This window comes from Clostridium sp. AF37-5 (assembly GCF_003477605.1).
GTDB lineage: Bacteria > Bacillota > Clostridia > Lachnospirales > Lachnospiraceae > Eubacterium_F.
Window position 1 is genome coordinate 33,136 of the sequence record NZ_QUDR01000015.1, and the last position, 23,557, is coordinate 56,692.

At 42.4% G+C, this 23,557-nt stretch carries 21 protein-coding genes and 1 tRNA gene; 4 read left to right on the forward strand and 18 right to left on the reverse strand.

Going from position 1 to position 23,557, the window contains the following annotated elements:
• Positions 1-66 precede the first annotated feature (66 nt).
• From DW019_RS10125 to DW019_RS10150, 7 genes are all read right to left on the reverse strand, one after another.
• A complete protein-coding gene (locus tag DW019_RS10125; RefSeq protein ID WP_118443278.1) occupies positions 67-1,749 on the reverse strand; it encodes a DUF2971 domain-containing protein in 1,683 nt (560 codons plus the stop codon).
• A 190-nt stretch (positions 1,750-1,939) separates the two neighbouring features.
• The gene (locus tag DW019_RS10130) at positions 1,940-2,671 is read right to left on the reverse strand and encodes a class I SAM-dependent methyltransferase (RefSeq protein ID WP_118443279.1); all 732 of its coding nucleotides are present in this window, start codon (positions 2,669-2,671) and stop codon (positions 1,940-1,942) included.
• 156 nt (positions 2,672-2,827) lie between these two features.
• Positions 2,828-4,261 carry a 23S rRNA (uracil(1939)-C(5))-methyltransferase RlmD gene (gene rlmD / locus DW019_RS10135; protein WP_243024144.1) on the reverse strand — a complete coding sequence of 478 codons (1,434 nt, stop codon included), beginning with the start codon at positions 4,259-4,261 and terminating at the stop codon, positions 2,828-2,830.
• Between the two features lie 5 nt (positions 4,262-4,266).
• On the reverse strand, positions 4,267-5,211 hold the full coding sequence (locus DW019_RS10140) for an HD domain-containing protein (RefSeq protein WP_118443280.1): 945 nt from the start codon (positions 5,209-5,211) through the stop codon (positions 4,267-4,269).
• 20 nt (positions 5,212-5,231) lie between these two features.
• Positions 5,232-5,954 carry a hypothetical protein gene (locus tag DW019_RS10145; RefSeq protein WP_118443281.1) on the reverse strand — a complete coding sequence of 241 codons (723 nt, stop codon included), beginning with the start codon at positions 5,952-5,954 and terminating at the stop codon, positions 5,232-5,234.
• 138 nt (positions 5,955-6,092) lie between these two features.
• A complete protein-coding gene (locus DW019_RS15080) occupies positions 6,093-6,242 on the reverse strand; it encodes a hypothetical protein (protein ID WP_181974953.1) in 150 nt (49 codons plus the stop codon).
• A 119-nt stretch (positions 6,243-6,361) separates the two neighbouring features.
• Positions 6,362-6,751, reverse strand: coding sequence for a hypothetical protein (locus tag DW019_RS10150; RefSeq protein WP_118443282.1), 390 nt, complete (start codon positions 6,749-6,751; stop codon positions 6,362-6,364).
• An 843-nt stretch (positions 6,752-7,594) separates the two neighbouring features.
• Between DW019_RS10150 and DW019_RS10155 the strand changes: the two genes are divergently transcribed.
• The 3 genes from DW019_RS10155 to DW019_RS10165 are packed head-to-tail and all read left to right on the forward strand — an operon-like array spanning position 7,595 to position 12,131.
• The gene (locus tag DW019_RS10155) at positions 7,595-9,958 is read left to right on the forward strand and encodes an endonuclease MutS2 (RefSeq protein WP_118443283.1); all 2,364 of its coding nucleotides are present in this window, start codon (positions 7,595-7,597) and stop codon (positions 9,956-9,958) included.
• A gap of 42 nt (positions 9,959-10,000) precedes the next feature.
• On the forward strand, positions 10,001-10,711 hold the full coding sequence (locus DW019_RS10160) for a response regulator transcription factor (RefSeq protein WP_118443284.1): 711 nt from the start codon (positions 10,001-10,003) through the stop codon (positions 10,709-10,711).
• A 10-nt stretch (positions 10,712-10,721) separates the two neighbouring features.
• Positions 10,722-12,131, forward strand: coding sequence for a HAMP domain-containing sensor histidine kinase (locus DW019_RS10165; protein ID WP_117478465.1), 1,410 nt, complete (start codon positions 10,722-10,724; stop codon positions 12,129-12,131).
• A 10-nt stretch (positions 12,132-12,141) separates the two neighbouring features.
• On the opposite strand, the gene DW019_RS10170 is transcribed toward DW019_RS10165, so the two are convergent.
• The 8 genes from DW019_RS10170 to DW019_RS10205 form a co-directional block, all read right to left on the reverse strand.
• Positions 12,142-13,812 carry a hypothetical protein gene (locus DW019_RS10170; protein WP_118443285.1) on the reverse strand — a complete coding sequence of 557 codons (1,671 nt, stop codon included), beginning with the start codon at positions 13,810-13,812 and terminating at the stop codon, positions 12,142-12,144.
• Entirely contained in the window at positions 13,796-14,323 is a 528-nt protein-coding gene (locus DW019_RS10175) for a sigma-70 family RNA polymerase sigma factor (protein ID WP_117478467.1), read from the reverse strand. Before DW019_RS10175 ends, DW019_RS10170 begins: the two co-directional genes overlap by 17 nt.
• Before the next feature lie 92 nt (positions 14,324-14,415).
• Positions 14,416-14,922, reverse strand: coding sequence for a tRNA (cytidine(34)-2'-O)-methyltransferase (locus DW019_RS10180; protein WP_118443286.1), 507 nt, complete (start codon positions 14,920-14,922; stop codon positions 14,416-14,418).
• Position 14,923: 1 nt separating this feature from the next.
• On the reverse strand, positions 14,924-15,400 hold the full coding sequence (locus DW019_RS10185) for a chemotaxis protein CheX (protein ID WP_022377000.1): 477 nt from the start codon (positions 15,398-15,400) through the stop codon (positions 14,924-14,926).
• 42 nt (positions 15,401-15,442) lie between these two features.
• Complete coding sequence (locus tag DW019_RS10190; RefSeq protein WP_118443287.1) at positions 15,443-16,600, reverse strand: aminotransferase class I/II-fold pyridoxal phosphate-dependent enzyme; 1,158 nt, start codon at positions 16,598-16,600, stop codon at positions 15,443-15,445.
• Positions 16,597-17,085: an Lrp/AsnC family transcriptional regulator gene (locus DW019_RS10195; protein WP_118443307.1), complete on the reverse strand. Its 489-nt coding sequence runs from the start codon at positions 17,083-17,085 to the stop codon at positions 16,597-16,599. Before DW019_RS10195 ends, DW019_RS10190 begins: the two co-directional genes overlap by 4 nt.
• Before the next feature lie 32 nt (positions 17,086-17,117).
• The gene (locus DW019_RS10200; RefSeq protein ID WP_118443288.1) at positions 17,118-18,101 is read right to left on the reverse strand and encodes an AIR synthase family protein; all 984 of its coding nucleotides are present in this window, start codon (positions 18,099-18,101) and stop codon (positions 17,118-17,120) included.
• 29 nt (positions 18,102-18,130) lie between these two features.
• Positions 18,131-19,648, reverse strand: coding sequence for a VanW family protein (locus tag DW019_RS10205; protein WP_118443289.1), 1,518 nt, complete (start codon positions 19,646-19,648; stop codon positions 18,131-18,133).
• Positions 19,649-19,843: 195 nt separating this feature from the next.
• On the opposite strand from DW019_RS10205, the gene DW019_RS10210 reads away from it, so the two are divergent.
• Positions 19,844-20,464: a hypothetical protein gene (locus DW019_RS10210; protein WP_118443290.1), complete on the forward strand. Its 621-nt coding sequence runs from the start codon at positions 19,844-19,846 to the stop codon at positions 20,462-20,464.
• Here the strand turns inward: DW019_RS10210 and DW019_RS10215 are convergent.
• The 3 genes from DW019_RS10215 to DW019_RS10225 form a co-directional block, all read right to left on the reverse strand.
• Positions 20,448-22,211 (reverse strand): B12-binding domain-containing radical SAM protein, encoded by a 1,764-nt coding sequence (locus tag DW019_RS10215; protein WP_118443291.1) that lies wholly within the window; start codon positions 22,209-22,211, stop codon positions 20,448-20,450. The two genes, DW019_RS10210 and DW019_RS10215, sit on opposite strands and share 17 nt — an antisense overlap.
• Before the next feature lie 69 nt (positions 22,212-22,280).
• Positions 22,281-22,351 (reverse strand) — tRNA-Gly (locus tag DW019_RS10220).
• Between the two features lie 334 nt (positions 22,352-22,685).
• A complete protein-coding gene (locus tag DW019_RS10225) occupies positions 22,686-23,552 on the reverse strand; it encodes a cation diffusion facilitator family transporter (protein WP_118443292.1) in 867 nt (288 codons plus the stop codon).
• Positions 23,553-23,557 lie beyond the last annotated feature (5 nt).

Sequence of the window (23,557 nt, forward strand, 5' to 3'; positions counted from 1 at the left end):
CTCTTACTCATGCCAAGCTGTTTCATCAATTCAAATGGACATATTACACCTAACACCACTTCTAAATTACTCTAACATTTTTGTCAACTCGTCTACTGCGGAACACTCAGTATCATTATATACTACATCCCCTGATATTTTGTTGATACAAAAAGGATTCCACTCTATATTCTCAAACTTTCCAACTAATTCGTGTATATCTCCCAATTGCTTTTTTATTGCTGAGTACTCATTTCCTTTAATCAAACCTTTAAGAAAAAAATTAGGAACATTTTCTTTTAATGCAACATACATCTCTTTCACTTGCGAAACAAAAGTATTTACTACAGAAACAATTTCCAGCATCTCTTTCGGCATTCCATTTAAGGAAATATCTTCCATCTCATGATCACATATGCGATTAAAAGATTTTTTCAAATAATATGAATTTGACATCGTATCAATAATATCTGCAAGCATTGGGCTAACATTGGAAAAATTTTTATTATCAATTTCATTCTCGATATTTTCTCCCATTTTACCTATACGCTCAAAAGTAGTCGAAATCTGTTGCATCAAAATATTAATATAATCAACCTCCATATCTAGATTATAGGTAAAATCATTTTCTGTAAGCCGTCTTCTTCCTAGTTCATAATTCTCTGTTCCAATTTCTATTTCATAGCATTCTATTTCCTTTTCTTTACATACATCCCATAATAATTGCTTACAAATAGGATCTATATTCATACCAAAAGTAATAGACTTAACAAATGGCAAATCAATAAATAACGGTGTATTTTCTTCACCTACATTGATTATTCTCCATTCTTTTTCATAATTCCAACAAACATTTTTTGCTAGTAAATATGACAAGATTGCTCCCATATTAGGTTCACATGATTTAACACTTGCTTTTGAACCTAAACTAAAACCTTTCACTCCTAAATCTTGCAATGATAACGTAGGTCTTTCTGTAGTATATTCAGCCGGATATATAAAACCTATAGCATCTTTAATTTGATTGAAATCATACTCTATACATATTCCAGCATAGGAATTCGCATAATGTGACCACATTAACTGATTATTCCATCCGCTCACACTAAAACAAGAAACAGTCAATTTTGCCAAAAAACTTCTTAAAACTGGTATATATATGTTATCTTTAATTTCTATCGCTTTCTTATATAATTCATCCAAAATCTTGTCTAATTTAAGCATGTCCGACAAGTTTTCTTCTGTAATTTCTACCTTTTTCATTTTGCTTACAATCAATAAAAATGCTGCAAATATCTCTTTCGACAAAGTATTTTTTATATCTTCCGGACTCTTTGCATATAAAGTATTTAGATTTTGTTGAATAAAGATAATAATTGGTATTTTAGTTTGATGCATAATTACTCGCCTTGAAAAAAGATACTTTTTCATAGCATTAAGCATACATATAAATTCTGCCAATTTCCCTATAGACTTATATTTTAGCAACTGAGAAATAATTATTTTAAGATTATCATCTTTAATATCCAGTTGCTCAACAAGCATAGAAATACAATTTTCATACATCTTTTCAGATGAATATCCTATCATAGAGTCGAATGGATCATTCATGTTCAATGGTGTCTGAGCATATACAACTCCATGTCTAATATTTTCTATGTCGTATATTGTTGCAACATCTCTTCTACATGGACGATATTGATAAAATAGTCCACCAGCTTTAGCTATTCCTTGCTTCATATCCTCAAATTTGGGTTCTGTATTTTCCAAATCGAAACCTCCTTCAAAATCTTATATGTACCATTGTATTGGTAATCTTAACGTGTAATTGAAATCTTCTTTATCATACAAAACACACTGTTATTTCAATTTTCTATGCTTATAGGCAACAGTTTGTATGCAAAATGTTGCATTTCAAAACGGAAGGAATGGTTTTATTTCCTGTTGTCCCTTCCTACTTTTAAAATTTCATCAAAATAGATATCAGATTCACATCTACGATTTTTTCCATATTGACATTGCCATTCGCAATCAATACACGTCCACCACCAGAAACAGAATCCGCCTGCAAATTATCAAATTCCAATTTTGAAAAACTGAACTCTGTACCTAAGACACGATAATACCAACAGTTAGATTCAGTGATAATTTCACACGAACGCTCAATTATATGCATCGGCACATTTCTCATAGTTGCAATCTTACATGCATTCCACAAAATCAATTCTCCATATGATGACTCTACATTTTTCTTAATCTGATCTATATTTAATCCGTATTGAAGCATATATGGCAAGTAGAACTGTACATTTTCCTTGTCCCAATAACTTCCTACATTCCAACAGATAACTACATCAAATTGAATATTCTTTAACACTCCTAAGTAGAATTCTTTAGTAACAACATCCGTTTCGATAAAACATACATCCGCATCCGGCATCCTTCCTACCGAATAGCCTTTTTGCTGTATTAATTCTGTTGCTTTTTTAATACATTCATTATTCTTCTCAAGTGCAATTACCTTGTGACCGTTTTCTAATAATACCAACGTGCTATATCCAGTGCCAGAACCAACTTCCAAAATAATGTTATAATTTTCTATCTTCTTCTGCATCCAGTTATAATATTTTTTGTCATAAAAATATTTTGAACTTACTTCCCACTGCTCAGCATACTCCCTTTTTTTATCCATATTTTCCCTTCTTTCTCTTTTACCCATAAGTATCCTTGTGCCCAAATGTATAACTCCCATTCCCCAAAAGCCTATCCCCTAGGGTAAATCTCCACTTATATCATCGCTCTTCGGAAATAGACCCCCCTCCATTTTCTCCAAAAATTGCTGTATCCTTTACCCCTTTCCCTTCTGCAAACAAGTCACACTCTCCACGTGCCCCCCCTGCGGAAACATATCGCAAGCCCGAACCTTCTTCAACTCATACCCCTTCTCCCCCAGTACCTTCACATCGCGGGCGAGTGTCGCCGGGTCGCAGCTGACATAAACAATCTTTTCGGGGTTCATCGTGACAATGGTATCCAAAAGTTTCGCATCGCACCCTTTACGCGGCGGGTCGACGACAACGACGTCGGCGAGCGCGCCATTTGTGTCTTCTTTTGACGGCGTGCGGCGCTTAGCGACCATATCCGTTACGACGTCTTCTGCTGCGCCACAGTAAAATGACGTATTGGAGATACCGTTCAATGCTGCGTTTTTCTTGGCATTTTCGATGGCTTCCGGAACGATTTCAACGCCGGTTACCTGACCGTTTGGTACTGCTTTTGCGAGAAAAAGAGAAATGGTTCCGATGCCGCAGTAGAGGTCCCAGACACGCTCATCCCCCTGCAAATCAGTGAAATCGAGTGCTGTCTGATACAGTTTTTCGGTTTGAACCGGATTGACCTGATAAAAGGACTGTGGCGAAATCTGGTAGCGGATGCCGCCGATTTTGTCCTCGATGGCAGGGCTGCCCCACAAAAGTTTTGTGGAAGGACCGAGAATTACATTTGTTTTCTTTGTGTTGAGGTTGAGGCAGATACTTGTCATTCCCTCAATCGTTCGAAGACGTGTAATGAATTCTGCGGCGTGCGGCAGCTCATTTCCATTTATAACAAGACACACCATAATCTGTCCGGTGTGGTAGCCGCGGCGCACGTAAATATGGCGCACGAGTCCCTTGTGGCTTTCCTCACGGTAGGCAGAAATACCATACGCACGCAGAAAATCCATTACGGTTTCGACAACTTCATTGATTACCGGGTGCTGAATGGCACATGACGAAGCAGGGATTAAGCGGTGGCTCCGTCCGGCAAAAAAGCCAGTCTGCGGGATTCCATTTTCATCTTCACGAACCGGAAACTGCGCTTTGTTGCGGTAATGCCACGGAGATTCATTTTCGCCCGTCATTCCTAAAATCGGAAGCCATGTGACAGAAGATAAATCCACACCGCCGAGTCTTTCCAGACAATCTTTTACTTTCTTTTCCTTGAAGGCAAGCTGGCCTTCGTAGGAAAAATGCTGCAGCGTACAGCCGCCACACAAAGATGCAGAAGGGCACGACGGCGTCATACGCTCCTTTGACGGCTCTAAAATTTCAACCAAGCGCGCAAAGCCATAATTTTTATTTAATTTCATCAGGTGCACCAAAACCTTTTCGCCCGGAAGCACACCCTTTACAAAAAGGGCATAGCCATCTACATGACCGATACCCTCTCCGTCTTTTCCTAAATCTTCAATCGTAATGACAATTTCATCATTTTTCTTAAACTGCAATTTCTTCTTTTCCAAGTCCATTACTCCTCTGAAGTTTTTCTCAAATTGCTCTCAAACATGCGGTTGAAACCAAGCCATCCCATGTTGTCGCCTGCCTGAGTAAATACTTCCGTCAAAGTCTGCAATTTCGCGTCGGCGTTATCCGCCATATGTAACGCCATTGCCTCCATAATCGCCGGTACTTTCGGCGAACCAAATTCCATCTTGCCATGATGCGCAAGAATACAATGAACGAGTTCATTTTTCAATTTTGGCGGGAAATTAGGAATCTGTGCTGCCGCATTTTCCATGCAGCGTGCGCCAATGTAAATGTGACCGAGAAGCTGGCCGTCATCCGTGTAGTCATTCATTGGAAAATCCGAAATTTCCTGAATTTTTCCCATGTCGTGGAACAACGCCGCTGTGATGAGCAAATCTCTGTGAATCATTGGATAATGCTCCGCAAAATACTGGCACATGTCCGTGACACTGAGCGTATGCTCCAAAAGTCCGCCCATGAAGCCATGATGAACACTCTTCGCTGCCGAATGTTTCTTAAATGCATCGACAAACTCTTTATTTTCCACAAAATACATTTCCAAAATTTTTCGCAGATATTTGTTCTGCACACTTGCGACATATTTCAAAATGCGGCTAAACATTTCTCCAACATCTTTTTTCGTGCAAGGCACATAATCCGTCGGGTCATATTCGCCCTCGTCGCTGATGCGGACGCGGGAAATGTTCATCTGCAAATTTCCCTGAAAACTCGTTACCATTCCTTCGCAGTGAATGTAATCCATCGCCTCAAAATTGGCAATACCATTGTTCAGCTCCCAGATTTTTCCGTCTGCGGTTCCCGTTTTATCCTGTAAGGTCAGGGAATAATACGTTTTTCCTGCCTTTGTTTTCAAAATCTGTTTCTGTTTGCACAAATACGTGCCAACAAACTTTTCACCTTCGCGGTAATCCTTCAAATAATTCATTTTTTTATCTCCATTTCATATTAGTATCTTTTTTTCACAGCCGTAAATGGTCCGTAGATTTTTTTGCCATTTATCTTTTTATAAGCACGCACCATAAAGCCGTATTTCATGCCGTGAACAAGCATGCCGCGCTTGTAGCTGCGCCCTTTTTGCGTTTTCGCTCTGCTGTACTTTGTCTTAATACCTTTTACAAACACTTTCGTATAAACCTGATAACCGGAAACACTTTTTGTTTTCTTCCAGGTTACCACAATTTTTCTTCCTCTTTTTTTCGCCTTAAGCCCTTTAATTTTCCCCGGCACCAATTTTACCGATGCCGTTTTTGCCTCTGTCTGCACCTGTGTCGTACCATCCGCACGTGTACGGAACACGCAGACCTGATAAATGTAAGTTTTTCCTGCTTTCACCGACTTGTCCACATACGTTTTATTTCCCGGCGTACCATCCGAAATCCGCGCAATTTCTGCAAAATCACTTTTCTCGCTTTTTCTAAAAATGACGGCACCCTGTGCCTCTCCGCTCTGCGTCCATGTAATTGTAACCTGTTTTAACGAAGACGCTTTTTTCGTCGCCATGATGATCGCCGCACCAAGCGGAGTTTCTGCCGGTGTTTCAATTGTCACGCCAGAACCCGAAGCCGCCGTTGGCTCGTCGGCGGACACGTTTACATTTGGTCCTATTATCATTCCAAAAATTCCTGCCACTAAAAAAGGCACCCCCACAAATTGCATCCATTTTTTCAAAAATGTTCCCTCCTTAACTTCAGCTCTTTTGACTCTAAGAACATATAACTTATGTTATCCGGATTGCTAACTTTTCGACCCTGATACCATAATAATAGAAAAGGAGGGAACAAGCAAGGTGTTTTTCACCAAGTTCAGTTAATCAAACAATGAAATTCCAAAACGGATTCGTCTGAAAAACTTGTAAAACAGGACAGCAATCAGCGACAATACCATGTATAAACAACTAAGTACACCACAAGCGCCTCCGATAAAAATAACTACATTCAAAAAAATTGTTCCCAACATAATCATTTTCCTCCATATTTAATTTTCGACATAACAAGCCCGTCCTTTTGCCAAAAATCAAAGACATGACATGACAAAATAGCAGATTTACAGCAAAAGAACAAACCATCTTTATTCAATTATCCAATATGGAAGGTGCGTTTTTTTCCGTCCGTCCGAAAGAGCCATCGTAAAATGCGCAGGCGGCTGCCTGTGTCGTGTCCTTTCGCATAGAGATGTAATAAGAGTGCTGTTAATACAGCGAGAAATATAAGAGAACCAAAACCGGTTAAAACAAGCGGTGTTCTCGATAAATATCCGGTATTTCTTGCAGTGCTGCGAAGCAGACAGACAATTGGCGTCTGCTCTGAAAAACGCTCGCCGCGGATGGCATATTTAATCCCGGAGCCATCAATCCGCGCATCCGAAGAAATCGTATTCGAACAACCCTGCGAAATGACTGTGCGGTCAGGCACATGATCAAAAAGGACGCCGCATACGAGAATGACAAATATGAAACTTGCAATCATTTTTCTTCGTGTTTGTGTATTCATGACTCTATTGTAAAACAACTGGTGGAATTATTCAAGATGGAGTTTTGGGGGTTATTTGGGTTCCGTGATTTAGGAGAAAAGCTTTGCGTCTCGTGGGCACTCTCGTTAATTGAGTGCGTAGCAGTATGGGCACTGAAACTACCAGTGCCACATACCGACGCACTCAAAACCCACTCGTCACAAAGTTTTTCTCCTAAATTACTGCAATCCAAATGAAATCCGCAGCAAACACTTAACCCAAGTCACTGCCCCTCCCCCCATAAACAACCGTTTCCCTCGAAAAGCACAAAAAGAGTTGCATGCTTTTTCAGCAAAAACAACCATTAAGGCAAAAATTTGCGGAAAACGTTGCATTTACCTCGTAATTTTCCTTGATAAGGTCGAATTTCAGGGCAAAAACGCATCAAAATGCAACCCTATAACGCTAATCACAGAAAAAGAGTTGCCTAGCCCCCATAAAGCCACGTCGCCTCGCCCAAACGCACACACCGCAAACCAATCCCCAAAACAAACTCCCCTTCATCCATCAGAACCGTTGCCAAGTTTTTAGGATTCCAGTAAATTACCAGAAAAAGTGGTGGCTCTAGTGGGTTTTGAGTGCGTCGGTATGAGATGCCTGTACATGCGTTAGCATAGGCATCCATACCGCTACGCACTCAACGAGTGAAAACGCCCACTAGAGCCACCACTTTTCCTAGTAATTTACGGAACTAAAAACGCAACGCTCCCTTTACAAACAGAAACCAAATATTGTACAATAGCAATGCAGGAAAGCAAACCACACAGCCCCTGCTTCACTACACGAAGGGAGTTTTTATTGTGAATAAAAAAGTATTACAAACACTTGAATATTATAAAATTATTGACATGCTTCTTGAGGAGGCAGACACACCGCTTGCCAAGGAAAGCATACGCCACCTTCTGCCTTCTTCAAAGCGGGAGGAAATCATTAGCTGGCAGACTGAAACTTCGCACGCACTCATGCGTCTTTTAAAACAGGGACGGCTGCCATTTCACGGGCTAACGGATATTCGTCCAAGTCTGGTGCCGCTGGAAAAAGGCGGCGTGCTCGGCATGGGTGAACTTCTTGACATCGCCCGGTGTTTGGAGATTGCCAAAGATGCCATCGCTTATGATGCCAAGTTTGAAGATTTGAAAGATGCACTTTCCGGACGCTTTTGTGCACTTATGGATTTGCCGGATTTGCGTCTGGAAATCAACCGCTGCATTTTGAGCCCGGAAGAAATGGCAGATGATGCGAGTTCCGAATTGAGACGAATTCGCCGTGCCATGAAAACCACGAACGATAAAGTGCGCGAGCAATTGACGGCAACTATGAATCTATCCGGCTCCATGCTGCGTGACAACATCGTAACCATGCGAAACGGCAGGTATTGTCTGCCGGTTAAGCAGGAATATAAATCTACTTTTCCGGGTATGATTCATGACCAGAGTTCGACCGGCTCGACCTTTTTCATTGAGCCGATGGCAATTGTGCAGTTAAACAATGAGTTGGCGGAACTGGGTATGAAAGAGCAGGAAGAAATTGAAAAAATACTGGCGTTGTTAAGCGCTCTTGCAGCGCCTTACGCCGAAGATTTACAGCGAAATGTGTTGCTGCTTGCGGAACTTGACTTTATCTTTGCAAAGGCAAAACTTTCTAAAAAAATGCAGGGAAGCGAACCACTTTTTGACCAGGATTACATCCATATTAAAAAGGGACGTCACCCGCTGATTCCAAAAGATAAAGTCGTACCGATTGATGTCACACTCGGAAAAACTTATGATTTACTGATTATCACCGGACCAAATACCGGTGGTAAAACAGTATCGTTAAAAACGGTTGGATTATTTACTCTGATGGGACAGGCCGGTCTGCATATTCCGGCATATGACCACTCGCATCTGCGCGTATACGAAGAAGTTTACGCCGATATCGGCGATGAGCAGAGTATTGAGCAGAGTCTGAGTACATTCTCCTCCCACATGGTAAACACCGTTTATATTTTGAAACGCGCAAACAAAAAGACACTGGCACTCTTTGATGAGCTTGGCGCCGGAACCGACCCAACGGAAGGTGCCGCACTCGCGATTGCGATTTTAGATAATCTGCATAACCGAAATGTAACCGCTATGGCTACGACGCACTACAGCGAATTAAAAATTTATGCCCTGTCCACCGATGGTGTTGAAAACGCCTCATGTGAATTTGACGTAGAATCTTTGCAGCCGACTTACCGGCTGTTAGTCGGCGTTCCGGGAAAAAGTAATGCGTTTGCAATATCTGGAAAATTAGGACTTCCAAAAGAAATTATTGATGAAGCAGGCAAACTTGTCGACTCCGACAGCCGCAGTTTTGAAGATGTTGTCACAGGTCTTGAGGATGCCAGAACCGCCGCTGAAAAAGAGCGTGAGAAAGCGAAAAAAATCCGCGAAGAAGCAGAGCATTTCCGTGATAAAATGAAAGCGAAAAACGAGCGGATTGATGCCGCCAAGGATAAAATTTTACGCCGCGCAAACGAAGAGGCCCACGAGATTATCCAGAAGGCAAAGGACACTGCCGACGAATCCATCCGCAAGTACAACAAGTGGATGAAAGGTTCCGGCATGACAAAAGAAATGGAAAAAGAGCGTGCAAACCTGCGCAAAGCGCTCAACGAAACTGAAAGCGAACTGACGATAGAGGGAACCAAAAAGGCACCAAAGAAAGCACCGGACAAATTGCAGATTGGTGACATTGTTATGGTTCATTCGATGGGTATTAAAGGAACCGTGAGCACGCTTCCAAACAGCAAAGGAAAATGTTTTGTCCAAATGGGCATTTTGCGCTCGGAAGTTTCCGTAAGCGACCTAGAACTTTTGGAGCAGGAAACCAAAGCTGCCAAAAAAGAAGCATCCATTACCCATGCAAGAAACATGAAAATGGCAAAGGCTATGACTATTTCACCGGAAATCAATTTAATCGGAAAAACGGTGGACGAAGCCCTTTTTCTGCTTGACAAATATTTAGATGACGCCTACCTTGCCAAACTCCATCAGGTAACCATCATCCACGGAGTCGGCACCGGTGCCCTGCGAAACGCTGTCCAAAACCACTGCAAAAAAAGCAAGTACGTCAAAAGTTACCGCATGGGAGAATACGGGGAAGGCGGATATGGTGTAACCGTAGTTGAATTTAAGTGATAAAAGACACATAAATCCAAACAGAAGAAAGAGGAATCATTTATGGAAAAAAGAAAAATTTTAATCGTCGATGACGATGCCAATATTGCAGAGTTAATCGCACTGTATTTAACAAAAGAATGTTTTCAATGTGAAATTGCAGAAGATGGCGAAACCGCTTTGGAAAAGCACCAAAGTTTTCAGCCGGACTTAATTTTACTCGACATCATGCTGCCCGGTATTGACGGCTATGACGTACTGCGCGAGATTCGCAAGCAGTATACGACACCGGTTATTATGCTGTCTGCTAAGGGAGAAACTTTCGATAAAGTATTAGGACTTGAGCTTGGCGCGGATGACTACATCATCAAACCGTTTGAACCAAAAGAAGTTGTAGCTCGCGTGAAGGCCGTTTTACGCCGGTTCGACAACCAGCAGGCAAGAGTGGCTTCCGCTGCCAAAGATACCCCAAAAGATGTCGTAACTTACGATGGCCTTGTTATCAGCCTTGCAAACTATTCCGTAACAGACCACGAAAAAACAATCGAAATGCCGCCAAAAGAACTGGAACTGTTATACTTCCTTGCTTCTCACCCGAATCAAGTATTTACAAGAGAGCAACTTTTAGACCAAATCTGGGGGTATGAATACATTGGCGAAACCCGAACCGTGGATGTTCATATCAAACGAATCCGCGAGAAATTAACCGAGAACCCGGCATGGTCTCTTACAACTGTATGGGGCATTGGCTACAAATTTGAAGTAAACGCATAGGAGACTTCGTATGAAAAAATACTTAAAGACGACCCTCGGTCGAAAGTTATTAGCATTTTATCTCGTCCTGTTTGCCATCACTTTTTACCTGATAACAACCGTTGGACGCGACTATATTTCGGAGCGTGTTGAGTCCGAAAGCATTAGTAATCTCCGCAGTGTCGGAATCACGCTGCTTGGCTCGCACATCAATGAACAGCGCTATACAAAAACGACCATTTTATCGTTACGGGACCAGTTGAAAATGGCGTCCGAAGCCGCTGAAGCAGAAATCTTAATTGTGTGCAGCGATGGCGATGTAATTCTCAACACAGACACCGAGAAAACGTATAATATCTATCAGGGAAGTTCCTCTTTCCTTCATGAAGACGTGATTAAAGACACGACACTCAGCGGTCTCTTGTCCGAGAATTCAACCTGTGTCATTCTGCCAATGGAACAGAGTGCCTACTTAAACGGCTACCTTGTTCTCGCACAGCCGAACCAGTTTATCAACAATCGTGCCATATATTACACCAATATATTAACAACCTTTTTCTATCTGATTATGGCAATTGTCGGTTTTGTGTTCCTGCTCATTTACGTTTTCAATGTACGCCCTTTGCACAAACTGCGTAAAGGTGCCAGCCAATTCTCGATTAACCACGAAAATCCGCCGATTCTCATTAAATCTCAAGACGAATACGGCGAATTGGCAAAAACACTGAATGTTATCGGAGCAGAACTCAGTAAATTTGATGAGTACCAGCGAAAATTTATTTCCAACATTTCGCACGATTTCCGCTCCCCTTTAACAAGTATTCAGGGTTATGTTCAGGCGATGAAAGATGGCGTGATTCCGGCGGATAATCAGGAAAAATATTTAGATATTATTTTGTATGAAACCGAACGGCTGACAAAATTAACGTCAAATTTAATTGATATGAACAACTACGACCGCGACAATATTATGCTTGAGCAGGAATCATTCGACATTCACAAAGCAGTCAAAATGACCTGCGAAAGCCTGGAAGGAACAGCTTCCAATAAGCAAATCACCTTCACTTACAATCTCTGTGAGCCGGAAGAACTTCTCGTTTACGCCGATAAGCAAAAGATTTTACAGGTTCTTAGAAATCTCTGTGATAACGCAATTAAGTTCAGCCACGAAGAATCGGAAATCTGCCTGCATACCTTTACTAAAGGGGAAAAAGTTTTTATTTCGATAAAGGATTCCGGCATCGGGATTCCGCGTGAGGACCTAAATCTGATTTGGGACCGTTTTTACAAAACCGATTTATCCCGTGGCAAAGACAAATTAGGCTCCGGACTGGGGCTTGCCATCTGCCGGGAAATCATAAACGCCCACAAGCAGACAATTGACGTTGTCAGCACTGTAGGCGTTGGTTCTGAATTTGTATTTACTTTACCAAAAGCATAATAAAAGGGGATTATTCCTCGGATGGGGAGTCAGTCGGCTCAGTATCCGGCTGCACCTCATCACTGTTTACATGAAGCTCCGTTATTACAACGGAGTCATTTTTTATCTGGCACACAAGTTTGCGGCTGCCATCTCCCATTGTAAAGGATTTTGTACTGCTCTTAATCTTACCGGTATCATACGATACTACCGCATCTACCCATTCACCGGTGAAAATCTTTGACGAATCCAATGCCTGAAACTCTTTTGCACTGGAAACCGTCACACCAAGTCCTTTAATACTTAATGGGAAGCGGATATAGGAAGAAAGTTTTTTCAAACTTCCGTCTGCCACCGCATACTGAATATCCTGCGCTGCCTGACGATATGCCTCTACACTTTCATTGTTGCTTGTGTTGTCAGCATTGTCGGTTGGCTCTGCGTCATTATTATCTGTATTCTTGTCGCTATTATTTTCCGAATCCGAGCTACTATTATCTCCCTTGTCATCATGGGCAGCATCCAGGGAAATACGGATTACACTAATGAGTCCGCTGAGCATATTTTCCGTATTTTCACCGGACCAGTCTTTAATCAAAAGGGATATGGCAACCTTGCGTTTCACAAAGTAGAATAAGGATTCATCCTTCTTATTCTGATACCACGTTATGGTTAATCCATTCACTTCAATGTCCTGCATTTTTTCAAAGCCATCGAGTACACCGGATGGACAGCCATCAACTCCGGCATATCCGACAATCCGCTGATTTTCCAACTCCGAAAGTTCATCATAATGGAAACTAAATGATTCAAAATCATCCACTACCTTGTAAATCACTTTTCTTGCCGGATCCTCAACAGTCACGCGGAATCCGTACATATCATAAATCTTGCGGAGCACACGTCTGCGCTCCTTATCATCGGACTCGCTTTCCTTACCACTCCAGCCAACCGCATTGCTTGCGATATGCTTTTCATCCTTTTTCACCTTAGCATCGGTATCTTTGTCCGGTTTGTTTTCCTCTTTGGTTCCCGAAACAATTTTCTTTGCTTTATCGGTACTGCACGCCGTACTCATCTTCACAGCAAATGTGCAGGATTCCTTCTGCCATGTCATAGCATCACATTTTTCATCACCATACATGGTTACTTCCGAATCATCCACCGTCTCCTTCTTCAGTTCATTTTTCTCCGTAAACTGACTAATTACATCCGGTGCATTTTCTTCCTCTTTGTACTCAAAGAGAATCTTGTCTTTTTTCTTTTTATTCCGATACGTTATTTTTACGTGCTTTGCTTTTTTCTTGACTTCAACCTTTTTTACACGATATGATTTGGAAACATTACCAAGTTTATACGTGCGGCAGTCCGTCTCTTTAGCAATTGCCTCAATGGAATCTAATTCCTGCCACTCTTCTTCATCACTGCTTGCTACAATTTCACCCTGCTTTGGCTGTTTCTTTAATTTGCCTCCAAAAAATCCTTTTGATACAACGGCAGTAATGGCAACAACAAGTACCGCAACGGCAGCCGCCATTCCTTTTTGACGAGCGGAGAAACGTGGTCTTTTCTTAAATTCGTCCATCGAAATCACTTTTTCTTCCGACTCTTCACAGGCTTTTTTCACATTGGCAAGTATTCGCTTTTTATCGCTGTCACTAAGGGAAATTTTTTCCATTGCTTCTTTATATTCCTGCTGCATGACCATCATCTCCTTTCATCTGCTGAGGAAGCATCCTCGCTAGTTTCTCCCGCCCGCGTTTCAAAAGAGACCGTATCGTAGTCTCTTTCTTCTCTAATATCTCTGCAATTTCCTTAACGGAGTACTCTTCGTAATAATACAAATGGATGGCACTCCGGTACTTTTCGGGCAATTGTGATATGATTTGCAAAATATCGCTTTCTTCTTTTTGCTCCTGCTTCTCATCTGCCACATCGTACCCTTCCGGTATTGCCACCTCCCTCTGTCTGGACGCCGATTTTAACTTGTCCTTGCACAAATTCGACGCTACCTTTAGAAGCCACGCTTTTTCATGACTCTCATCTTCAAATACTCCTGCTGACTGCATAAGGCGAATCAGCACCTCCTGAACAATATCTTCCGCATCCTCCCTGCTTTTCATGTAGGAATAGGCTAACCGCAATATATCATTGCCAAATAAGTCCAGGGCTTTTTCCACCGCGTCCGATGGATTGGCTGCCACATCTATCATTGTTTTTTCCCCTTTCTACCTACATAACGATTCAACATTTGAAAAAGTTGCAAAAAAAGAGAACTTTTTCAAAAAGTTCCCTTTGCAGTTTCCTATACCGTGCCATCTTTCCAATGAGAATGATGAAGATGCCCCATCGGATTGAGTTCCGGAAAGCCCTGCTGCCTGAGTGCTTCGTACAAAACAATTGCAACAGAATTACCAAGATTGAGTGAACGAATCTCGCCATACATCGGAATCCGAATTGTCGTTTCCTCATTCTCCACCAGAATCTCCTCCGGGATTCCGGCACTTTCTTTGCCAAACATAATATAGCAGTCTTCTTCAAATGAAACATCGCTGTAAATATGCTTTGCTTTTGTCGTTGCCATGTAAATTTTGGCGCCCGGATTTTTCTCTAAAAAATCCGGATAACTGTCATAAATTGTGTAATCCAATTTATCCCAGTAATCAAGTCCTGCTCTTTTGACCTGCTTTTCATTAATCTGAAAGCCCATCGGCTCAATCAGATGAAGTCTGGCACCGGCTGCCACGCAGGTTCTTCCTATATTCCCGGTATTCGCAGGGATTTCCGGTTCCAATAATACAATATTTAACATATTAATCTTCCTGTCTGAGTGCAAGGAACAAATCAATACTTCCACTGCCGTCTGCAAATACCATCGGCACGCACAAAGTCTTAGCAAAATTATTCGTAAAACTTACTTCACCGTGAGATAATGTCGGCGGTGTAATATCAATTCCAACACCGTTTGATGAGAATACGATTGCCGCATTTCCCATAATCATGTTTCCCAACTCACCAATTGCACTGGACGCGAAATCATCAATCGTCTTTACTTCCATCATACACATCTTAGAAGCAATCGCACATGCAGTTTCTTCTGTCATTCCAATCAGTACCTGTCCACGCATTTCCCCGGTTACGCCGATAATAATGACCCAATTATCATGGTCAAATTTTGCTTCCTTCAGTATCGGCTTTTGTATTGCAACATCGACAAAGCACATGTCCTGCAATACCTTTTTCGCCGCCATCAAAAAAGGATTGATATGTTCCGCATTTAAAGTAGCCATATTCTCTCTCCTCTGCACAATCTTATCTCAATAATAGCATAATTACGAAATAGTGTCTATAAAATTCTGAATTTTAACCAGTGCCTTCTTTAAGTCTTCAATGGAATATGCATAGGAAATTCGCAGAAAACCTTCCCCGCATGTGCCAAATGCAGACCCCGGCACTACCGCAACGTGTTCTTTTTCGAGAAGTGTTTTAGCAAACTCCTCGCTCGTCATGCCAAAACGGCTGATGTTTGGGAATACATAAAATGCGCCCATCGGCTCAAAACACGGCATGCCCATTTCACGCAGTTCTTTCACTAAAAAGCGGCGTCTTTCATCGTAACTCTCACGCATTTTCGCCACATCTTCATCGCCATTTCTCAATGCTTCAATCGCTGCATACTGACTCGTTGTCGGTGCACTCATAATAAGATATTGATGTACCTTTATCATCTGTTTTATAATTTCTTTTGGTCCGACCGCATAACCAAGACGCCACCCGGTCATCGCATAGGATTTCGAAAATCCGTTAATTACAACACTTCTTTCCTTCATCCCAGGAATTGCCGCAATCGACACATGGTTGCCCTGATAGCTTAATTCCGAATAAATTTCATCGGACAGAACAAACAAATCGTGTTCCTTAATTACATCCGCAACAATCTGTAATTCCTCGTGCGTCATAATCGCACCGGTCGGGTTGTTTGGAAATGGCAGAACAACCATCTTTGTTTTATCCGTTATCGCTGACAACAATTTCTGTTTTGTCAGTTTAAATTCATCCTTTTCTTCTAATGCAAGTCTTACCGGCACGCCCCCTGCCATCGTAATACATGGCACATAAGACACAAAACAAGGCTCCGGAACGATAACCTCGTCCCCCGGATCAAGCATCGTGCGGAAAGCAATATCAATTGCCTCACTGCCGCCGACCGTAATAATCACCTCATCCGAATCATATGAAAGTGCGAAACGGCGTTTCAAATAAGTGCATACTTCTTTGCGCAGAGGCAAAAGCCCTGCATTGGATGTATAAAACGTGCGCCCCTTTTCCAGCGAGTAAATACCCTCCTCGCGAATATGCCACGGTGTATCAAAATCCGGCTCTCCTACGCCAAGCGATATGACATTATCCATCGTGCTTGCCACATCAAAAAACCGGCGGATTCCGGATGGTTCCATCTCCGTTACCATTTTAGACAATGGGTTTCTCATGGAGTAATCAACTGCCTTTCATCACCTCGTTCCTCTGCTACGAGAGAAAGTCCGTGTTCTTTATATTTTTTCAAAACAAAATGTGTTGCCGTACTCATAACCGATTCCATCGGTGCCAGCTTCGTCGCGACAAACCACGCAACCTCTTTCATTGTTTTTCCAACGATAATAACGGTCAAATCAAATCCGCTTCCACTCATCAGATATAGGCTTTCTACCTCATCAAACTGGTAAATGCGCTCCGCGACCTTATCAAATCCGCGGCCGCGCTCCGGTGCAACCGTAACTTCAATCAGCGCTGTCACATGCTCACAGCTGGTCTTGTCCCAGTTAATCAAAGTCGGATAGCCGCAGATAATTCCCTGCTCTTCCATCGCATTCATTTCTTTTTCAATTTCTTCCGGAGATGCCGCTAACATAGCTGCTAAATCTTCCGTCGAAAGTTTTCCGTTTTTCGCAATGTTTCGTAAGATTTTTTCCTGCATTTCTTCCTGCATCATATCCTCCAATTCTGCGGTCAATCAAACGCGCGGTATAATTCATCCGCCTTAGGCGGCTCTAAAAAACGTTTTTCACCATCATTGAAAATAACACGGTCATTTCCCTCTACTGCCTTGCCAATGACCGCCGCATGAATACCTTCTTTCGCAAGAGCATCCACAAGCTGGCTTCCGTGGTCGGTGCCAATAAGCATCGAGCCGCTGGAAATCAACTGATACGGATTCAAATTAAAAAATTCACAAATTTCAATTGTCTCCTGACGAATCGGTATTTTCTTCAAATCGACACACAGGCCCACACCGGATGCTTCTGCCATCTCCCAAAGGGCCCCAAAAATTCCACCCTCCGTCACATCGTGCATGGCTGAAACACCAACCTGCATCGCAACACGACTGTCCTTTACGACACTTAAAAGCGAAGCGAATTTTTGAGATTCATCCACAATCGAAACCGGTAGACGTTTTTTCAATTCTTTCTCAAATTCTGTCGCAATAATGGAAGTTCCCTCTAATCCAATCCATTTGGTGACAACTAAATCCTGTCCCGGTTTTAATCCTTTGGTCGTAACTAGTTTATCCTTTGCAATTCGCCCAATGCCGGTAACCGACACAAGTGTCTGGTTTACAACTGCCGACACCTCAGTGTGTCCACCTAGAATTTCCACATCATATTCTGCAGTTAATTGACTCACATCGTCCATAATCTGCTTTAATTCGCCTTCTTCACTATTTGGCGGCATAATAATTGTAAGTAAAATACCTACCAATTCCGCACCGGAACTTGCAATGTCATTTGCCGTAATATGAAATGCAATTGTGCCAATCTCTTTTGCTGACGCCGTAATCGGATCCGTCGACAATACAAGCGCATTCTCCGTTGGTGCCAATACCGCACAGTCCTCACCGACACCGGCATGAACTAAAACTTCCGGTCTTTTCACCGTCAATTTTTTGAATACTGAACGCTTTAATACGTTTTCTGGTACTTTTCCTATTTCCATTGTTCTCTCCTATCCCCACAAGAAAAGCCCTACTGTGCCTCCGTGGTCGGTTCTGCGGCTGCCGGCACCGCTGTTTCCTGCGGTTTTACCGTTGCCTTTGGTTTCGCTGTCTTCTTTGGTTTTGCCGTTGCCTTCGGCTCTTTCGTTGCTTTCTTTGTTGTCTGTGGTTTTGCCGATGCTGCAGGTGTACCCTCTGCTGCCCCTTTGGTTACATAGCGCGGCACCGCCTGATAGGTACTGGAATTTATCTGTGTCTTTTTCGTTTTACCATTTTCCTTGACAATCTTCCAAAGCACCGCCTTATACCCAACATGCGCCTCCTGTGTCACTTTCGTATAGGAAGCAGGTTTCGTCTTATCATATGTGATTTTATCAGCCCCCGGCTGCATCGTCTGGGTCGTCTCGGACTCAAATGTTACCTCTCTGTCATCACTTCGGGTTTCTTCCCCGTAAATATTAAAATAAATGGTTCCCGAATACACACCGCCTTCAATATAAATCGGCACCTCCGTGTCGTTACGAAATTTGAAATCTTTGTAGTCACCGGCAATCGCCGCATCCATCGATGGTTTTACATAGCTGACTACCATCGAATGAGGGCTTCTCTCAACGACTTCCAATTCAGCCTTTAACACCGCGTTATAAAGTGTTGTTGACACCTGACATACACCGCCGCCAATGGAATCTACCACTTCACCATTACTGTAAGATGGTGCCGCATAATATCCATTTTCCTCGGTCAATGGAGAAATCGTATCATGCACGGAAAATGTTTCTCCCGGGTAAATAACATGGTCGTTAATCAATCTTGCCGCATTGGAAAGATTTTTCGAACGGCTTACATTTCCGGCATTAAAATTCGTCTGAAAAGAACCGATTTTGTCTTTACAGCGTGACGCCAAATCTTTCGTCACCGTCGGTTCCTGAATCGTAACATCTGCTTTGACACGTATGGCATCGCCGCTTTTTGCCTGTTCCACTGCCTTCTTAATCTGGGCCGCCGTACTGTCAACATCGATGGTAGAACCCTCTTTTGCATCGGTGTAAACAAACGTACCGTTTTCCCGTTTTACTTTGGCATTTTTTGCTTTCGCACATTTCTTTTTGCACTTCTTATTAACAAAGGTGCGGATTTTTTTCTCTTTTGCATCATATTTCAGTTTATATACAAGTGGAGTTGTAGCAATCTCCCGGATTTTTGCATAATTGGTAAACGGATTCCCGTCCTTGCCAACCTGCATTGCTTTCGCAATCACATCACCAACTTCACAGTTGTAGCCTAACTGTTCAAGCGTTGCCGAGACCGTCTTTCCATTCACATCCACCTCCACGGTGCGCTGCAAATATTCATCCCGGTACTGCGCAACAGCTGTTCTTGCCTCATCTTCCGACATACCGCCCACATTCACGGTTTCCACGAATACACCATTGCAAATGAGACCTCGCGCCGGCTTTACCGTCTGATAAGCCGCATAAATATACGCCACAATCAATAGCAGCATCAAAAAAATAACTAAAAAGGCAGGACCTTTTCTTGCTTTATTCATGTTGTCTCTCCTCACCTAAAATTTTAACAATACTTGCGATTTTTTTTTACTTGTATTACACTGTAATCATCACATGCCGGCTAATAATCCAATTAACATGGCAAATATGATGATACCGCAGATAATACCTGCAACAAGACGCTGTTTTTTACGATTTAACATATATATCCCCCTTTCTGAAAGGAACTAATGATTATGAATTTTATACCTGTTTTCTTAATATGTTTTGTCATTTTTGTGCTTTGGATGTTCTATGAACAGCGCAAAAGCCAAAACAAAGATAAAGAAGCTTCGGACGCATTCTGGGAACGGGAGCGCATGGCTAACCAGACAAGGAAAAAAGATATTTCCCATCTTCCCATTCTCCATGTGGAAGAATCGGAACTTCCTGTGTTTACCACAGAAAATGAGTCCGTACTATATTATATCGACCATATCCGGAAAATAATCAAGAGTCCTATGCTCGATTTATCCGAATATTCGAATACAGATTTAAAATTAGCATATGGCGTAGGAAATTTCAAGGTTTTATGCGAATATGATGAAAATTTTAATCATTTTCTCCTCGCATTGACCAATCTGGCACGTGCCTGCACCGAAGCCGATCTTTATTCGGAGGCGGAGCAGACGTTTTTGCTTGCCTTCCACTACGGCTCACAAAAAATGACCGATTACACCAGTCTTGCCGACATATATCTGCATTTGGAAGAACCGGAAAAAATCAGTGCACTCATCCGCAATGTCGAGGATGGCTCCCTGCCACATAAAGAGGCACTGATTCAGGCATTGGAGCAGAAACTCATGGCGTACCGGTAAATTCATCCATTGTTAAAATCCGTTCGGCTGCTGCATAGTTGAGCGGATTTCGGTTTTTATAGTCAAAGAGAATATAATAAGGTTCCTTTTTCTGCAGGGTACCATCTTTTAAAAGTCTCTGAATATCTACCGTATATTCTCCTAAATAAACCATATGATATAACTGTCTGGTTACATATCCCTCATAACCGGGCAGATAACGGTGTGTTTCGCACTCCCTGTCAAAGAAGGCGCGAATCTCTCGTTTTTGCGTTTCTGAATCCGGCTTTACAAAAGTCGGTTTTTCTTTTGCAAAATCTCTGCGGTACCAGTCGTAGGTAATGATCTCCTGCCAGTTTCCGGCGTCTGTTTCCGGCACATGTTTCTTTCCAAAGGCATACAGCACTTCATATCGCTCTCTCCGGTTGATTTTACGCTCAAACAAATGCTTTTCTTCGTACTCCTTCGCCAACTCCTCATACAGACAGTATGCGTCCTTAAAAAGGCGTTCCAAATAAATCATCGATGCAGTAAACTGGAAACTGTTGTAATACACCTCTACCATTTCTTCTACGCCTTTTAAAGAAAGAACATCCTCATAGGAAAGCCATTTGGTCGAAAAGATTTCATACGGCGGCAGGCTGCTCGCCTGAATCTCGTAATCGTTACGCTTTTCATTCATAAAGGAACCATCTAAGACTTTCAAAAATCCTAATTGGAACTGGTCCGGTTTCATCGCATATACATCGCAGAACGATTTCTTAAAAGTATTGAAATCCTCATACGGCAGTCCCGCAATTAAATCAAGATGCTGGTGGATGTTTCCGCGCGCATGAATTCTTGCTACATTTTTTTGCAGCAAATCCCAGTCAGCGGTACGTCTGATTGCCTTTAAGGTATCCGGATTTGTCGACTGCACGCCAATCTCAAACTGCACAAGTCCCGGACGGAATGTATCAAAGAGCAGAAAATCTTCTTCATGCAGCAAATCGCCCCCGATTTCAAAATGAAAATTTGTCACACCATTATCATGCTCACCAATATACTTCCATATGCGGTAGGCATACGCGTGGTTGCAGTTAAAGGTGCGGTCCACAAATTTCACCTGCGGCACCTTGTTTTCAAGAAAGAAATCAAGCTCTCTCTCTGTCTTTTCCGGGCTTTTTATCCGCACAGATTTCTCAATGGAGGATAAACAATAACTGCACGAAAACGGACATCCTCTCATGCTTTCATAGTAAATAATGCGGTTTTTCAGTGTTTCCATGTCATCATAAGGATACACTAAATCATCCATATCTAATCCCTGTCTTGGTTTAGTACGGTGCAATCCACCGATACCTCGGTATACTATCCCGTCTATGGATGAAATTTCTCTGTCACCATCCACCAAGTATGCCATAAATTCCTGAAAGGTCCGCTCGCCCTCGCCAACCATAACAAGGTCTGCGTATTCGTATTTTGCAAGCACTTCCTCCGGATGATAACTTACTTCCGGTCCGCCAAAGAATAAAAACAGATTTGGCAGCACTTTTTTCAAATCTCCGGCTAACCCCATCACATATTCAATGTTCCAAAGATAACAAGAAAATCCAACCGCCTCCGGTTTCCTGCGGTAAATGTCCTGAAAAATTTCCTCTCTTCTGTGATTGATTGTGTACTCCGCAATTTCTACATCCTTCCGGTACTTCCCTGCATTTGCCTGCAGTGAGCGGACCGCCAGCGTCGTGTGGATGTATTTTGCATTGATTCCAACTAATAAAACCATATTTTACAGCCTCCTGACTTCTCCTATATAAAAAAAAGCGAGTGAATCCTCGCAAAATGTAAAAAAAGAAGCGGGTGATGGGAATCGAACCCACGTATCTAGCTTGGAAGGCTAGTGTTCTACCATTGAACTACACCCGCATCTGTTGCTATGAAGTTTTCAACGTGATTTATATTAGCAGATATTTGGGGATGTGTCAAGTGAGTTTTTTTCAGTTTTCCGTAATCTACAAGAAAAAATTCACTGGCAGTGGGCGCTCCCGCTCAGACAAATGCGCAGGGGTATGGGCATGCAAAATACGCATGCCTCATACCCGCGCATCTGTACCCACTCCCAGCGAATTTTTTCTTGATAGATTACTGGAATTCTGAAAAAGACCATCCCTAATTAACATGCTGAAAACTTTCGTATCAAATGCCAAATATTCAAAACTTTGGATTTCTCGTTTACATCTTGCCGGACCTCCTTGTCATTCTAGCACGGGTTCACATGAACCATAATATGTTTTACCTTTGAAAACTCTGTTTCCACCGAGTCATGCACGGATTCCGCAATCGCATGCGCCTCCCACAAAGTTAAATTACCATCCACACGAATTTCAATATCAACATATATTTTATTGCCAAATGTCCGCGTCCTAAGCAAATCCACACCGTGTACATTTTCATTTTTCATGACACACTCATACATTTCGTGTTCCGTCTCGTCGTCACACGCTTTATCTACCATTTTATTTATCGCATCCTTGAAAATGTCAATTGCCGCTTTTTCGATAAAAATACAGATAACAAGGCTCGCAATTGCATCCAAAATCGGATAACCCATTCTGGCTCCTGCAATACCAACAAGTGCGCCAATCGACGACAACGCATCCGAGCGGTGGTGCCATGCATCCGCCATAAGTGCCCCGGAATCAATCTTTTTTGCCCCTGCTCTTGTGTACCAGAACATCGCCTCTTTTACGGCAATCGAAACAACCGCCGCAACAAGGGCAAGTATACCGGGAACCGCAAGTGCAGAATCATCCTGTACCGTGATTTTTTCTACCGCTGACCAGCCGATAAAAAGACCGGTAGCTGCAAGAATCGTTGCCAAAAGAATCGCCGCCACGCACTCCATGCGTTCATGTCCATATGGGTGCTCTTTGTCCGACTCTTTTCCTGATAGCCGAATTCCAATAATCACAACAATTGTACTAAACACATCCGATGCTGAATGAATCGCATCACTAATCATTGCACCCGAATTCGCCACAATTCCTGCCAACGCCTTAAACAGTGACAGTAAAATATTGCCCACAATACTAACCATCGATATTTTCATTGCTGTTTTCTGTTCCATTTCAA

Excerpts from the sequence above, each read along its gene's own strand:
- DW019_RS10130 (WP_118443279.1), bottom strand. The coding sequence starts at position 2,671 with ATGGATAAAAAAAGGGAGTATGCTGAGCAGTGGGAAGTAAGTTCAAAA.
- DW019_RS10140 (WP_118443280.1), bottom strand. The coding sequence starts at position 5,211 with ATGAATTATTTGAAGGATTACCGCGAAGGTGAAAAGTTTGTTGGCACG.
- DW019_RS15080 (WP_181974953.1), bottom strand. The coding sequence starts at position 6,242 with ATGTTGGGAACAATTTTTTTGAATGTAGTTATTTTTATCGGAGGCGCT.
- DW019_RS10150 (WP_118443282.1), bottom strand. The coding sequence starts at position 6,751 with ATGATTGCAAGTTTCATATTTGTCATTCTCGTATGCGGCGTCCTTTTT.
- DW019_RS10160 (WP_118443284.1), top strand. The coding sequence starts at position 10,001 with ATGGAAAAAAGAAAAATTTTAATCGTCGATGACGATGCCAATATTGCA.
- DW019_RS10165 (WP_117478465.1), top strand. The coding sequence starts at position 10,722 with ATGAAAAAATACTTAAAGACGACCCTCGGTCGAAAGTTATTAGCATTT.
- DW019_RS10170 (WP_118443285.1), bottom strand. The coding sequence starts at position 13,812 with ATGCAGCAGGAATATAAAGAAGCAATGGAAAAAATTTCCCTTAGTGAC.
- DW019_RS10175 (WP_117478467.1), bottom strand. The coding sequence starts at position 14,323 with ATGATAGATGTGGCAGCCAATCCATCGGACGCGGTGGAAAAAGCCCTG.
- DW019_RS10180 (WP_118443286.1), bottom strand. The coding sequence starts at position 14,922 with ATGTTAAATATTGTATTATTGGAACCGGAAATCCCTGCGAATACCGGG.
- DW019_RS10185 (WP_022377000.1), bottom strand. The coding sequence starts at position 15,400 with ATGGCTACTTTAAATGCGGAACATATCAATCCTTTTTTGATGGCGGCG.
- DW019_RS10190 (WP_118443287.1), bottom strand. The coding sequence starts at position 16,600 with ATGAGAAACCCATTGTCTAAAATGGTAACGGAGATGGAACCATCCGGA.
- DW019_RS10195 (WP_118443307.1), bottom strand. The coding sequence starts at position 17,085 with ATGCAGGAAAAAATCTTACGAAACATTGCGAAAAACGGAAAACTTTCG.
- DW019_RS10200 (WP_118443288.1), bottom strand. The coding sequence starts at position 18,101 with ATGGAAATAGGAAAAGTACCAGAAAACGTATTAAAGCGTTCAGTATTC.
- DW019_RS10205 (WP_118443289.1), bottom strand. The coding sequence starts at position 19,648 with ATGAATAAAGCAAGAAAAGGTCCTGCCTTTTTAGTTATTTTTTTGATG.
- DW019_RS10210 (WP_118443290.1), top strand. The coding sequence starts at position 19,844 with ATGAATTTTATACCTGTTTTCTTAATATGTTTTGTCATTTTTGTGCTT.
- DW019_RS10215 (WP_118443291.1), bottom strand. The coding sequence starts at position 22,211 with ATGGTTTTATTAGTTGGAATCAATGCAAAATACATCCACACGACGCTG.
- DW019_RS10225 (WP_118443292.1), bottom strand. The coding sequence starts at position 23,552 with ATGGAACAGAAAACAGCAATGAAAATATCGATGGTTAGTATTGTGGGC.